Consider the following 13,880-nt stretch of genomic DNA (forward strand, 5'->3'; position numbering starts at 1 on the left):
CTCATTGCCGGTGGACTTCCGCGCCGACAGGCGGGCCGGAGGTCCACCGGCCGATCGTCACGGTCGGGAACAGGCCCCGGGGCCCCGAGGCCCGCGTACGGCCACGGGTACTCGGCCCGACCCCGGGTGAGCACCGAAGCGGCGGGGGCTGCGGGCCGAGCGGGAGGGTCAGATGACGTTCAGGGCCGCCGCCCCGCCCACCCCGCCCAGCAGCATGAACGCCGGCATCAGCACCTTCAGCTCCACCCAGCTGCCCGCCCTGAACCGCATGCCCTTCGGCGGGCCGACCGGGTACCAGCGCTTGCGCCCGACCGGGATGGGCCACAGGATCGGGCAGCCCGAGACGGTCAGGGCGTCGCCGATGTCGTGGACGAGCGCGCCGAGCACGATCGGCAGACCCAGCCACAGGTACTCCTGCCCGGGCGCGGTGAACAGCCAGTCCGAGCCGTTGCCCGGCTTGTCCAGGACCCCCGCCAGTATCCAGGCGCTGGTCGCGCCCAGCAGCCACACCAGGATGTCGCTGGACATCCGGGCGGCCCGCCACAGCAGACCCTCCACGGCCAGCACCAGGTGCACGAACAGGATCGCGAGGACCGCCCACCGGCCGCCCGTGATGGCCAGCACCGACGCGCCCGCGCCGCACAGCACGGCCCACACCCAGGTGTGCGTGAGCGTGCGGTGACCACCGCTCCTGCGGGCGTCGGCCCTCGTCCTGGTGGCCTTGTAGACGGCGTACGAGAGCTTGTCGACGATCTCGCACAGCCCCCGCGAGACCGGTCCGAAGGCCCGCGAGATGGTCGCCGACTTGTGGTCGAGGTCGGGCGCGAGCGCGGCGCCCGCGCAGATCAGCGCCCCGACGACGAGCACCGGCCAGGGCATCGGGTGGCCGGCGGCGGCGGTCGCGGCCCCCACTCCCAGCCACGCGGCCGCCCCGGAGAGTGAGTGCGCCGGTCCCATCATGTGCGTGCCCCGCCCCGTTTGCTCTTGTCCTGCACCCCGTTGACGGAACAGCCTACCGTTCGTGATCTTCGTCCGAACGGCCGGTTCCCGCTTCCGGACGTGGGCCAGGCAAGATGGGGGCGTGACCCTTATCGATCAGCTGCCGCCGGATGCCGACCCCGATGCCCTCTTCGAGGCCTTCTCCTCATGGGCCGAGGAGCGGGGCATCACCCTGTATCCGGCCCAGGAGGAGGCGCTGATCGAGGTGGTGTCCGGGGCGAACGTGATCCTGTCCACCCCCACCGGCTCGGGAAAGAGCCTGGTGGCGGCGGGTGCGCACTTCACGGCCCTGGCGAACGACCAGGTGACCTTCTACACCGCGCCGATCAAGGCGCTGGTGTCGGAGAAGTTCTTCGACCTGTGCAAGCTCTTCGGGACCGAGAACGTCGGCATGCTGACCGGCGACGCGTCCGTGAACGCCGACGCGCCCGTCATCTGCTGCACGGCGGAGGTGCTGGCGTCGATCGCCCTGCGCGACGGCAAGGACGCCGACATCGGCCAGGTCGTGATGGACGAGTTCCACTTCTACGCCGAGCCCGACCGCGGCTGGGCCTGGCAGATCCCGCTGCTGGAGCTGGAGCAGGCGCAGTTCGTCCTGATGTCGGCGACGCTCGGCGACGTCTCGATGTTCGAGAAGGACCTCACGCGCCGCACCGGCCGCCCCACCTCGGTGGTCCGCTCGGCGACGCGGCCGGTCCCGCTGTCGTACGAGTACCGGCTCACGCCCATCACCGAGACGCTGACCGAGCTGCTCGAAACCAAGCAGGCGCCGGTCTACATCGTGCACTTCACACAGGCGCAGGCGGTGGAGCGGGCGCAGTCGCTGATGAGCATCAACATGTGCTCGCGCGAGGAGAAGGACAAGATCGCCGAGCTGATCGGCAACTTCCGCTTCACCACCACGTTCGGCAAGAACCTCTCGCGGTATGTGCGGCACGGCATCGGCGTGCACCACGCGGGCATGCTGCCGAAGTACCGGCGCCTGGTGGAGAAGCTGGCCCAGGCGGGTCTGCTGAAGGTCATCTGCGGCACGGACACCCTGGGCGTCGGGGTCAATGTCCCGATTCGTACGGTGTTGTTCACGGCGCTCACCAAGTACGACGGCAACCGGGTGCGCACCCTGCGCGCCCGTGAGTTCCACCAGATCGCGGGCCGGGCCGGGCGCGCGGGCTTCGACACGGCCGGGTTCGTGGTCGCGCAGGCGCCCGAGCATGTCATCGAGAACGAGAAGGCCCTCGCCAAGGCGGGCGACGACCCGAAGAAGCGCCGGAAGGTGGTGCGGAAGAAGGCGCCGGAGGGTTTCGTCGGCTGGACCGAGAACACCTTCGAGAAGCTGATCGCCTCCGATCCGGAGCCGCTGACCTCCCGCTTCCGGGTCACGCACACCATGCTCCTGTCGGTCATCGCCCGCCCCGGCGACGCCTTCCGGGCGATGCGCCGGCTCCTGGAGGACAACCACGAGCCGCGCAAGAACCAGCTGCGGCACATCAGGCGCGCCATCGCGATCTACCGCTCGCTGCTGGACGGCGGGGTCGTGGAGCAGTTGGACGAGCCCGACGCCGAGGGCCGCAGGATCCGCCTGACCGTGGACCTCCAGCAGGACTTCGCACTCAACCAGCCGCTGTCGACGTTCGCGCTGGCCGCCTTCGACCTGCTGGACCCGGAGTCCCCTTCGTACGCCCTGGACATGGTCTCGGTCGTGGAGTCGACGCTGGACGACCCGCGCCAAATCCTCGCCGCCCAGCAGAACAAGGCGCGTGGCGAGGCGGTCGGCGCGATGAAGGCGGACGGCGTCGAGTACGAGGAGCGGATGGAGCGGCTGGCGGACATCTCGTATCCGAAGCCGCTGGAAGAGCTGCTGTGGCACGCGTACAACACGTACAAGAAGTCCCACCCGTGGGTCGGCGACCACCCCGTCTCGCCGAAGTCCGTCATCCGTGACATGTACGAACGCGCCCTGTCGTTCACGGAGTTCACGTCCTTCTACCAGCTCGCCCGCACCGAGGGCATCGTGCTGCGCTACCTCGCCGGCGCCTACAAGGCGCTGGACCACACCATCCCCGACGACCTGAAGACCGAGGACCTGGAGGATCTCATCGCCTGGCTGGGCGAGATGGTCCGGCAGGTGGACTCCTCGCTGCTCGACGAGTGGGAGCAGCTCGCCAATCCGGAGGTCGAGACGGCCGAGGAGGCACAGGAGAAGGCCGACCAGGTCAAGCCGGTCACGGCCAACGCCCGCGCCTTCCGGGTGCTCGTGCGCAACGCGATGTTCCGCCGGGTCGAGCTGGCCGCGCTGGACCGGTTCGGCGAACTGGGCGAGATGGACGCCGAGTCCGGGTGGGACGCGGACGCGTGGGCGGAGGCGATGGACGCGTACTGGGAGGAGTACGAGGATCTGGGCACCGGCCCGGACGCGCGCGGCCCGAAGCTGCTGTCGATCGAGGAGGATCCGGAGCACAACCTGTGGCGCGTCCGGCAGACCTTCGCCGACCCGAACGGCGACCATGACTGGGGCATCAGCGCGGAGGTGGACCTGGCGGCCTCGGACGAGGAGGGCCGGGCGATCGTCCGCGTGACCGACGTCGGCCAGCTGTAAGCCGGCGAGCTCTCAGTCAGTCGGCTGTAAGGAGTGCTCGTGACGAACCCCGCCGAAAGGCTCGTCGACCTGCTCGACCTGGAGCAGATCGAGGTCAACATCTTCCGTGGCGCCAGCCCCCAGGAGTCCCTGCAACGGGTCTTCGGCGGCCAGGTCGCCGGTCAGGCCCTGGTCGCGGCGGGGCGCACCACGGACGGGGACCGGCCGGTGCACTCACTGCACGCGTACTTCCTGCGACCCGGCATCCCGGGCCTGCCGATCGTGTACCAGGTCGAACGGGTGCGGGACGGCCGGTCGTTCACCACCCGCCGGGTCACCGCGATCCAGCGGGGCAAGACGATCTTCAACCTCACGGCGTCGTTCCACCAGCCGGAGGAGGCGGGCTTCGAGCACCAGTTGCCGCCGCGCCTGGACTTCCCGCCGCCGGAGTCGCTCCCGTCGGTCACGGACGAGATCCGTGAGCACCTGGGCGCGCTGCCGGAGGCCCTGGAGCGGATGGCCCGGCGCCAGCCGTTCGACATCCGGTACGTCGACCGGCTGCGCTGGACGCAGGAGGAGGTCAAGGAGGCGGACCCGCGCAGCGCGGTGTGGATGCGCGCGGTGGGCCCGCTGGGCGACGACCCGCTGGTCCACACCTGCGCGCTGACGTACGCCTCCGACATGACGTTGCTCGACGCGGTCCGCATCCCGGTCGAGCCCTTGTGGGGCCCGCGCGGGTTCGACATGGCGTCGCTGGACCACGCGATGTGGTTCCACCGCCCGTTCCGTACGGACGAATGGTTCCTGTACGACCAGGAGTCCCCGATCGCGACGGGCGGCCGTGGCCTGGCGCGTGGCCGGATCTACGACCGCGAGGGGCGGCTGCTGGTGTCGGTGGTGCAGGAGGGCCTGTTCCGCCGCCACTAGCCTGGTGCCGTTGTTCCCCTGAGCCGTCGTTCCCCTGAGCCGTTGTCCCCTTAAGTCGCTGTCCCCTTACAAGGAGTTCCGCATGAGCCTGTACGACATTCCGCTGCACACCCTGTCCGGTGACCGCACGTCCCTGGCCGAGTACGAGGACAAGGTGGTCCTGGTCGTCAACGTCGCCTCCAAATGCGGGCTGACCCCGCAGTACGAGGGCCTGGAGCGGCTCCAGAAGACTTACGGCGACCGGGGCTTCACCGTGCTGGGCGTGCCGTGCAACCAGTTCGGCGGCCAGGAGCCGGGCAGCGCGGAGGAGATCGGGACGTTCTGCTCGGCGACGTACGGTGTGACGTTCCCGCTGCTGGAGAAGACGGACGTCAACGGCGCCGGGCGGCACCCGCTGTACGCGGAGCTGACGAAGGTGGCGGACGCGGACGGCGAGGCGGGCGACGTGCAGTGGAACTTCGAGAAGTTCCTGATCGCGCCGGGCGGCGAGGTCAGGCGCTTCCGTCCGCGTACGGAGCCGGAAGCGCCGGAACTGGTGGCGGCGATCGAGGCCGGCCTTCCCGTCGGCTGACGTATCAGGGGGCGGGGCAGGCGGACCACAGGCCCGCGCCGGCCTGCCGTGCGGCTGCCTCGGCCCTGGTCATCGTGGGCCAGTACTTGTCGTTGGGCTCGAACAGGACTTTCGTGGCGTGCCCGCTGCGTACCAGCGACTCGTTGACGAAGACGTCGCGCTCGTTCCACACGTAGAGCAGGTACCGGTCGAACCGGTCCTTGAGCTCGACGTCGCGCTCGGTGCGCAGTCTGCTGCCGATGGGCAGCAGTTCGGTGGTACGGGCGGTGGCCTCGTGGCTGAAGCACTCACCCCTCTCGGGAGTGTCGATCTCCAGCAGGCGTACGCGGGCGACGGCGCCGTCCGGGATGACCCGGCCGTCGCCCCGTACCTCGACGGTGTCACCGTCGATGACGCGGAGCACGACCGGTCCGCGCTGCCTGGTGTCGGGCTGGTCCGCCTCTGTGGTGGGGGCCATGGTTCCGAGGCCCAGGACGACGGCGGCCGAGGCCAGCGCGGCGGTGGTCCGGCTGCGGGGGGAAGGGTGCATGGCGCGCCCCCTCTCAGCGGGGTTTCCGTCCTCCCCAGTACAGCACCGCCCGGGGGGGTCAGGCGGCCGCGCTCAGGGTGTCCGCGAGGCGGCGACGGGCCGCGTGGGCGGCGGGGAGGGCGGCGAGGGCGACCGCGCCGAGGACGGCGGCCGCGGTCAGGGCCAGGAGGTGGGGCAGGGGCGGGGCGTGGGCGATACCGGCGCCGATGCCGCTGGCGTGGCCCTCACGGTCGATCAGCCAGTTCGCGAGGGGCACGCCGATGACGGTGGCGGCGAGTGCGGCGGCCAGGGCCGTGCAGCCGAGGGCCGTGACGGTGACCGCGGTGATCTGGCGGGGGGACAGGCCGATGGCCTTCAGGGCGAGCAGGTCGCGTTCGCCGTCCCGGACGGTGCCGCCGATGGCGGTGGACAGCTCGGTGAGGCCGATGAGGGCGAGGACGGCGATCAGTCCGGCGACGAGGCCGCGCAGCGCGGAGAGGCGGTCGGCCGGGCTGGTGACCTCGTGGATGTCCAGTCGGCCCCCGGATGCGTCGGCGAGTTCGGTGCTCACCGTGCGCGGGTCGGCGCCGGGGCGCAGCTGGAGCTGGTAGAGGGTGGGGCGCAGGCCGGGGTCGTTCTCGCGGAGGGTGTCGAGCGAGGTGGAGATCACCCGGCCGCCGTTCTCCGGTTCGATGCTGCGGCCGACGATGTGCAGGACCTGCGGGTGGCCGCCGACGGTGAGCCGTACCCAGTCGCCGACGCGGGCGCCGAGCAGGTCGAGCAGGCCCTGCCCGGCGACGGCCTCGTCGGGGCCGTGGGCCGGGCGGCCCTCGGCGATGGAGTACGGGTAGGGCTGGGCGCGGGTACCGAGGCCGCGCAGCGCGATGGTGCCGGTCTGGCCGGGCACCAGGGCGGCGACCTCCAGGCCGGGGTGGGCGGCGGTGACGTGAGGGTTGCCCCTGAGCAGCGCGGTCGCCTCGCGGTCGGTGAGCGTGGCGTCGGGGCGGGCGGTGAGGGCGGCGGCGAGGCCGAGCTGCTCGGGGCGGCTGTGGAACCGTTCGATGGTCGTCCAGGCGCCGAGCGCCACGGTGATCAGCAGCAGCGGCAGGGCCAGGCGCACGATGGTGGCCGGGGCGCGGCGCCCCCGCCCGAAGGCACGGTGCCAGCCGAGGACCAGCGCGGGCGGTACGCGCAGCGCGAGTGCCTTCCTGGCCGCGCCGGACAGGCCGCCGCCCGGGGCGGCGGCCGGCGGCAGTACCGGTACGGGCGGTACGCGGCCCGCCCGCCAGGCGGCGAGGCAGGTGGCCGCCCCGATGAACAGCACGGCCGCGACCGGGACGAGCAGGAGGGCCGGGAGGTGGCCCGGCAGGCCCTGCCAGACCTGGACGGCGTCACCGAGCCGGCCCGGCAGGCGGGCGCCCAGCGTCCGCACGAGCAGCACGGCCAGGGCGGCGCCGAACACGGCGAACGCCAGGTGCTGGACGAGGAAGATCCGTACGACCTGGCCGGGGGTGAAGCCGACGGCCTTGAGGACGGAGATGTCCCGGAGGTGGCCGCGCACGCGTGTGCTGATGGCGCCGAACACCGCGAGCGCGGCGGCGATGAGGGCGCCGAGGCCGAAGAGCCCGAGGACCTGGCCGAGCAGTTTGGTGTCGCCCTGCGCCTCGGCGCGGGCCTGCTGCCAGGTGCTCACGTCCGTGACGGCGCCCGAGCCGAGCGTGGTGACGGCGCGCTGGACCGTGTAATCGGTGTCGTCGGGGTCGGCGAGCCGCAGTCCGACGACCTGGCCGCCGGTGCGGTCCTCGGGCAGGGCGCGCGGCAGGGCCCAGACGGTGCCGGGCCGTTCGCCGGGGCGGTAGCGGCGCTCGGCGGTCTCGGCGACGCCCAGGACGGTCACCGTACGGCCCGCGAGGTCGAGCCGGTCACCGGGCTCGGCCCACAGGGCGCGGGCCAGGGAAGCTTCCAGGACGACGCCGTGCGGGGCGGCGGGGTCCAGCCAGCGGCCGGCCGTGATCAGGGGGCGGCCCGTCGCGGGCGGTTCGGCGCCGGCCGCTCGCAGCTCCACGCCCGCGCGGGCGCCGCGTGAGGCGGCGGTGGCGACGGTGGCGGCGGCGGTACGGTACGGGCCGGAGACGGCGTCGACGCCGTCGAGGGCGGAGAGGGCGGCGAGCCGGCCGGAGTCGGCGCCGGCCCCGGTGTGGATCCAGACATGGGCGCCCCGGGACTGGGTGAAGACCCGCTGCCACGGGTTGGTGGCGTATCCGAACAGCGCGGTCGCCAGCAGCAGGGACGCGACGATCCCGGCGGTGGCGGCGACGATGAACAACGCCTCGCCCCGGTGGGTGCGCAGATCGGCGTGCGCCCAGCGCAGCATGGCCCGCATCGCCGGTCAGTCCTTCAGTTCGTTCAGTTCGTTCAGCGCGATGACGCCGGCCGGGCCGGTGCGGCGCGGCGGTGTCCCGCCCAGCTCGGCGTCGTCGGCTATCCGGCCGTCGAAGAAGCTGATCACCCGGTCCGCGGCGCTGGCGAGTCGCGCGTCGTGGGTGACGAGGACGATGCTCTGCCCGCGCTGGTGGAAGCGGGTCAGCAGCCGTGTCACCTCGCGGGTGCCCTTGCTGTCGAGGCTGCCGGCCGGTTCGTCGGCCAGCAGCAACCGGGGCTGGTTGACCAGCGCCCGGGCGAGCGCGACGCGCTGCTGCTCGCCGCCGGACAGCTCGCCCGGCATGCTGCGGGCCTTGCCCTCCAGGCCGAGCTCGCCCAGCAGCTTCTCGCGTTCGGCGCGGGCCTGCCGGGCGGAGCGGCCGGCCAGCAGGGCGGGCAGTTCGACGTTGTCGGCGACGGTCAGGTTGGAGACGAGATTGAAGAACTGGAAGACGATGCCGATCCGGCGGCGCCGCTCGATCGCCCACCGCGCCTCGCTGTAGGCGTCGGTGCACTCGCCGTCGAGCCACAGCGAGCCGCTGTCGGGCCGCTGGAGTCCGCCGAGCAGGTGCAGCAGCGTGGACTTGCCCGCGCCGGAGGGGCCGGTGACGGCGACGAACTCCCCGTGCCGTACGGAGAGGTCGACGCCTCGTACGGCGTGGGCGGGTGCGCCCTCGCCGTAGTGGGTCTTGACCAGGCCCTCGGCGCGCAGCAGGGGTATGCCGGCGGAGTCGGTCATTGCAGCTCCTCCAGTTCCTCCTGGCAGCGCTCCAGCCAGTCGAGGTCGGCCTGGAGGTGGAGCATGGCGCCCTCGATCAGCAGGTGGGCGATGCGGTTGTCCCGGTCTTCGGTGGCGGCCAGCTTGGACAGGTTGCGCATGGTGTTGAGGTACTCGCGTCGCTGCTTGTTGATGAGGGCGATCTGGTCGGCGAGCCCGGTACGCGGGGCGAGGGCGAGTTTCATGAAGAACTCGTCCCGGACCCTGGGTTCGTCGGCCGTCTCCTCGAACCAGGCGCGCAGCGCCTCCTGCCCGGCGTCGGTGAGGCGGTAGATCTTCTTGTTGGGCCGGCTCTCCTGGGCGATCTCCTCGCCCTCGATCAGCCCGGATTTCTCCAGCCGGCCGAGCGTGACGTAGATCTGGCCGACGTTGGTGGGAGGGTACGCGGAGCCGAGCAACTGCTCAAGGTCCTGCTTGAGCTCGTAGCCGTGGGCGGGGCCGCGTGCCAGAAGGGCGAGGAGGGGAAGGCGCACCCGTGCTGTCCTCCTCCGCGTGCTCCCGATGTGATGTGGGCTCTAGTATCGCCCATGCCTAACGGGTATACATGCCCTGACGCCGGACGAAGCGGTACGGCGGGGTGCTCAAGGAGGAACCTATGCGGTGGATGCGTGCCGCCGGTAGGGGTCTCCTGGCGATGGTGGTCGTCCTGAGCGGGTACGCGGCGTCCGCCGCCCCCGCCGGCGGGGACCGCGACGGCGGGCGCGGTCCGATGACGCTCGCCACGGCCGGTGATCTCACCGGCTATCTGGGGCCCGTGCTGGAGGGCTGGAACCGGGAGCGTCCGGCCGAGAAGGTCACCCTCGTGGAGCTGCCGGACTCCGCCGACGAGACCCGCGCGCAGATGATCACCGACCTTCGGCGCCCGGGCGAGGGCCGGTTCGACGTCCTCAACATCGATGTCGCCTGGACCTCGGAGTTCGCCGCGGCGGGGTGGATCGCGCCGCTCGACAGGGACCGCTTCCCGCTGAAGAGCTTCCTGCCGCCGGTGGTGGACACCGCGACGTACGACGACAAGCTGTACGCCGTCCCTTATGTCACGAATGCCGGGATGCTGTTCTACCGCAAGGACATCCTCGACCGCCAGGGCGAACGGCCGCCGCGGACCTGGGCGGAGCTCCGGCGCCAAGCCAGGACGATCGCGCCGCGGTACGGGATCGGCGGCTACGCGGGCCAGTTCCTGCCGTACGAGGGGCTCACCGTGAACGCCGCCGAGGCGGTCTACTCGGCGGGCGGCTCGATCCTCGGTGACGACGGCGAGCGGGTCACGGTGGAGTCGGCCGCGGCCCGCGCGGGGATCGGTTTCCTGGCGCGGGGCGTACGGGACGGCTGGATCCCTCGGGAAGCGCTGTCGTACACCGAGGAGGAGTCGCGGCGGGCGTTCCAGGAGGGCAGGCTGCTCTTCCTGCGCAACTGGCCCTATGCCTACGCCGGCGCGTCCGGCCGGGATTCGAAGGTGGCGGGCAGGTTCGGCGCGGTGCCGCTGCCGGGGCCCGAGGGGCCGGGGACGAGCGTGCTGGGCGGGTCGAACCTGGCGGTGAGCAGCCACGCACGGCATCCGGAGTCGGCGCGGGACCTCATCGCGTACCTCACCAGCGACCGGGTGCAGCGCCGCGTCCTGAGCGAGGGCGCGCTGCCGCCGGTGCGGGCGGCGCTGTACCAGGATCCCGCGCTGGTACGGCAGTTCCCCTACCTGCCGGCGCTGCGGGCGAGCGTGCTCGCGGCCGCCCCGCGCCCCAAGAGCCCGCACTACGAGCAGGTCAGCCTGGCCGTGCAGGCCGTGGCGCATGACGCGATGGCGCAGCGCCAGACGCCCGAGGCGGCCGTACGGCGGCTGGCCGGGGAGCTCGCGGCCATCGCCCACCGCCGCTGACCCGGGCCCATCTCACCGACCCAGTTACCCGTTAGGTAACCAAGCACGCTGTCCTGTGGGTCCACACCGGGACATAAGCCGCCAACTTCCGCTGTTTTTGGCAGCATCGTTGACACCTTGTCGCCATGCCTACTTAACATGCATGCATAACCGCTCATCGCTACTCTCCCTCTGGGTGGCGCGCACCCTTCACGAAGACAGGTCAACGGGTGATGCTCACAGCTCCCGCCGGCGACGGCCTCTCGCAGCGCCTCATACACCGCTCCGCCCACCCCTGGTGGCGCGACGCGGTGATCTACCAGGTGTACGTCCGCAGCTTCCTGGACAGCACCGGCGACGGAATCGGCGACCTCGCCGGGGTCCGCGCCGGCCTGCCGTACCTGAAGAAGCTGGGCGTGGACGGCATCTGGCTGAGCCCGTTCTACCCGTCACCGCAGGCCGACCACGGCTACGACGTCGCCGACTACTGCGAGGTGGACCCCGTCTTCGGCGACCTCGACGAGTTCGGCCGGCTGGTGTCCGCCGCGCACCGGCTCGGCATCAAGGTGCTGCTGGACATCGTCCCCAACCACTGCTCCAGTGAGCACGCCTGGTTCCGCGAGGCGCTCGCCTCCGGCCCCGGCAGCGAGGCCCGCGCCCGGTTCCACTTCGCCGAGGGCCGGGGCCCGGGCGGTGACGTGCCGCCCAACAACTGGCACGCCATGTTCGGCGGTCCGGCGTGGAGCCGGGTGACCGAGCCGGACGGCACGCCGGGCCAGTGGTACCTGCACATGTTCACGCCCGAGCAGCCGGACCTGAACTGGCGCAACCCCGAGGTCGCCGCCCACTTCGAGCATGTCCTGCGGTTCTGGCTGGACCGGGGCGTCGACGGCTTCCGTATCGACGTGGCCGCCGGGCTGTTCAAGCACCCCGACCTGCCCGACTCCCCCGACCCCGAGGCCGACGCCCGCACCCGCGACTCGGTCAACCCACTGGCCTGGAACCAGCCCGAGGTGCACGAGGTGTGGCGCCACTGGCGCGCGGTGTGCGAGGAGTACAAAGCGCGCGACGGGCGCGAACGGCTGCTCGTCGGCGAGGTCTCCGTACCGAACGCCCGCGAACACGCCAAGTACGTACGCCCCGACGAGCTGCACCAGGCGTTCTTCTTCGACCTGCTCGGCGCGCCCTGGGACGCCCGCGCCTTCCGCGAGGTCATCGACGAGGCCATGCGCGACATCGCGGGCACCGGCTCCACCGTCACCTGGGTGCTCAACAACCACGACCAGGTCCGCAGCGTCACCCGGTACGGCGAGTCCGGCACCGAGGGCAGCGGCCTGGGCGCCGCCCGGGCGCGGGCCGCCGCGCTGCTGATGCTGGCGCTGCCGGGCGCCGCGTACATCTACCAGGGTGAGGAGCTGGGCCTGCCGGAGGTGGACGACCTGCCGGACGACGTGCTCACCGACCCGATCTTCCGGCGCACCGGCAGCCGGGCCCGCATCCGCGACGGCTGCCGGGTGCCGCTGCCGTGGTCGGGCCACGCCTCTCCGTTCGGCTTCAGCACCGGCGCCGAGAGCGCCAAGCCGTGGCTGCCGCAGCCGGGCTGGTTCGCCGAGCACGCCACCGAACGGGCGCTGGCCGACACGCGCTCGTTCTGGCACCTGTACCGCGACGGCCTGCAACTGCGCGGCGGCCTGCCGCAGTTGGGCGAGGGGACGCTGCGCTGGCTGGAGTCCCCGCCCGGTGTCCTGGCCTTCGAACGCGGCGAAGGGCTCGTCTGCGCCGTGAACTTCACCACCGCCCCGGTGCCCGCCCCGGTCCCCGGCGCCCCCCTGCTGTCCAGCGGCCCCTGTCCGGCCGGCGTACTGCCCGGATCCACCGCCGCCTGGTGGATCAGCGACCACCCCACCCCGGAGGTATGACGATGATGACGCGACGACGGATGACGATGGCCGGCTGCTGCGCACTCGCCCTGGCGCTCGGCGCCACGGCGTGCGGCGGCGGCCCGGTGAGCGCGGGCGGCGGGAGCAAGGAGTTCGGCGGCCAGACCCTCAGTGTGGCCGGTGTCTGGTCCGGCGCCGAGCAGAAGAACTTCCAGAAGGTGCTGGACGCCTTCACCGAGAAGACCGGCGCCAAGACCCAGTACGTGTCGACCGGCGACAACGTCTCCACGGTCGTCGGCAGCAAGATCGAGGGCGGCAACGCGCCCGACGTGGTGATGGTCCCCCAGGTGGGTGTGCTCCAGCAGTTCGCGAAGAAGAACTGGCTCACCCCGCTGTCGGCGACCACCCAGAAGGCCGTCGGCGCCAACTACGCGCCGGTCTGGAAGGAGTACGGCTCGGTCGGCGGGAAGCTGTACGGCCTGTACTTCAAGGCGGCCCACAAGTCGACCGTCTGGTACAGCCCGGAGGCGTTCGAGCAGGCGGGCGTCAAGCCACCGAAGACGTACGAGGAGATGCTCAGGACCGCGCAGGCCGTCTCCGACTCCGGTCTGCCGGCCTTCGCGGTCGCCGGTGAGGACGGCTGGACGCTCACCGACTGGTTCGAGAACGTCTACCTCTCGCAGGCAGGTCCCGAGAAGTACGACCGGCTCGCCAAGCACGAGATCCCGTGGACCGACGCGACCGTGGTGAAGGCCCTGACCACCCTCGGGAAGCTGTTCGCCGACAAGAAGCTGATCGCTGGCGGCCAGAAGGGCGCGCTCAGCACCGACTTCCCCGGCTCCGTCGAGAAGGTCTTCGGCCCCGAGCCGGAGGCCGGGATGGTGTACGAGGGGGACTTCGTCGCCGGTGTCGCCAAGGACCAGTTCGGCCGGAAGATCGGCGAGGAGGCGCGCTTCTTCCCCTTCCCCGCGGTCACCGGCGGCAAGGCACCGGTGGTCAGCGGCGGTGACGCCGCCGTCGTGCTGAAGGACGGCAGGAACCAGAAGGCCGCGACCGCGTTCCTGGAGTTCCTCGCGACGCCCGAGGCGGCCGCCGTGTGGGCGCGGGCGGGCGGGTTCCTCTCCCCCAACAAGAAGCTGGACCTGGCGTCGTACGGTGACGACACCCTGCGGGAGACCGCCAAGTCCTTGATAACCGCCGGGGACTCGGTGCGCTTCGACATGTCGGACCAGGCGCCGGCCGCGTTCGGCGGCACCAAGGGCATGGGCGAATGGAAGATCCTCCAGGACTTCCTGCGCGACCCGTCCGACCCGGCGGCGACCGCGGCGCGGCTCGAAGCCGCGGCGGCCAAGGCGTACAAGGGCTGAGGCGG

The 13,880-nt window shown here is 71.8% G+C and carries 11 protein-coding genes; 6 read left to right on the forward strand and 5 right to left on the reverse strand.

Features of this window, described 5'->3' with window-relative positions; translation table 11 throughout:
• Window positions 1-168: 168 nt before the first annotated feature.
• Window positions 169-960 carry a metal-dependent hydrolase gene (locus tag QWM81_RS02375; RefSeq protein WP_290109714.1) on the reverse strand — a complete coding sequence of 264 codons (792 nt, stop codon included), beginning with the start codon at window positions 958-960 and terminating at the stop codon, window positions 169-171.
• 121 nt (window positions 961-1,081) lie between these two features.
• Between QWM81_RS02375 and QWM81_RS02380 the strand changes: the two genes are divergently transcribed.
• The 3 genes from QWM81_RS02380 (at window position 1,082) to QWM81_RS02390 (ending at window position 5,072) form a co-directional block, all read left to right on the forward strand.
• Entirely contained in the window at window positions 1,082-3,595 is a 2,514-nt protein-coding gene (locus QWM81_RS02380) for a DEAD/DEAH box helicase (RefSeq protein WP_290109715.1), read from the forward strand.
• A gap of 39 nt (window positions 3,596-3,634) precedes the next feature.
• On the forward strand, window positions 3,635-4,501 hold the full coding sequence (locus QWM81_RS02385) for an acyl-CoA thioesterase (RefSeq protein WP_290109716.1): 867 nt from the start codon (window positions 3,635-3,637) through the stop codon (window positions 4,499-4,501).
• 82 nt (window positions 4,502-4,583) lie between these two features.
• The gene (locus QWM81_RS02390; protein WP_290109717.1) at window positions 4,584-5,072 is read left to right on the forward strand and encodes a glutathione peroxidase; all 489 of its coding nucleotides are present in this window, start codon (window positions 4,584-4,586) and stop codon (window positions 5,070-5,072) included.
• Between the two features lie 4 nt (window positions 5,073-5,076).
• Here the strand turns inward: QWM81_RS02390 and QWM81_RS02395 are convergent, their stop codons facing one another.
• From QWM81_RS02395 to QWM81_RS02410, 4 genes are read right to left on the reverse strand one after another with little or no spacing between them, the layout of a single operon-like run.
• Window positions 5,077-5,601: a thermonuclease family protein gene (locus tag QWM81_RS02395; protein WP_290109718.1), complete on the reverse strand. Its 525-nt coding sequence runs from the start codon at window positions 5,599-5,601 to the stop codon at window positions 5,077-5,079.
• A gap of 58 nt (window positions 5,602-5,659) precedes the next feature.
• Entirely contained in the window at window positions 5,660-7,963 is a 2,304-nt protein-coding gene (locus tag QWM81_RS02400) for an ABC transporter permease (protein ID WP_290109719.1), read from the reverse strand.
• Between the two features lie 6 nt (window positions 7,964-7,969).
• Entirely contained in the window at window positions 7,970-8,740 is a 771-nt protein-coding gene (locus tag QWM81_RS02405; RefSeq protein WP_290109720.1) for an ABC transporter ATP-binding protein, read from the reverse strand.
• Window positions 8,737-9,252 carry a PadR family transcriptional regulator gene (locus QWM81_RS02410; protein ID WP_290109721.1) on the reverse strand — a complete coding sequence of 172 codons (516 nt, stop codon included), beginning with the start codon at window positions 9,250-9,252 and terminating at the stop codon, window positions 8,737-8,739. The genes QWM81_RS02405 and QWM81_RS02410 overlap by 4 nt, the downstream gene beginning before the upstream one ends.
• 122 nt (window positions 9,253-9,374) lie before the next feature.
• On the opposite strand from QWM81_RS02410, the gene QWM81_RS02415 reads away from it, so the two are divergent.
• The 3 genes from QWM81_RS02415 to QWM81_RS02425 all read left to right on the forward strand — a co-directional run bounded on the left by QWM81_RS02415 (window position 9,375) and on the right by QWM81_RS02425 (window position 13,875).
• A complete protein-coding gene (locus QWM81_RS02415) occupies window positions 9,375-10,649 on the forward strand; it encodes an ABC transporter substrate-binding protein (RefSeq protein ID WP_290109722.1) in 1,275 nt (424 codons plus the stop codon).
• A 212-nt stretch (window positions 10,650-10,861) separates the two neighbouring features.
• Complete coding sequence (locus QWM81_RS02420; RefSeq protein WP_290109723.1) at window positions 10,862-12,547, forward strand: glycoside hydrolase family 13 protein; 1,686 nt, start codon at window positions 10,862-10,864, stop codon at window positions 12,545-12,547.
• Between the two features lie 2 nt (window positions 12,548-12,549).
• Window positions 12,550-13,875 (forward strand): ABC transporter substrate-binding protein, encoded by a 1,326-nt coding sequence (locus QWM81_RS02425; protein WP_290109724.1) that lies wholly within the window; start codon window positions 12,550-12,552, stop codon window positions 13,873-13,875.
• Window positions 13,876-13,880 lie beyond the last annotated feature (5 nt).

Source organism: Streptomyces ficellus (assembly GCF_030406405.1).
Classification (GTDB): domain Bacteria; phylum Actinomycetota; class Actinomycetes; order Streptomycetales; family Streptomycetaceae; genus Streptomyces; species Streptomyces ficellus_B.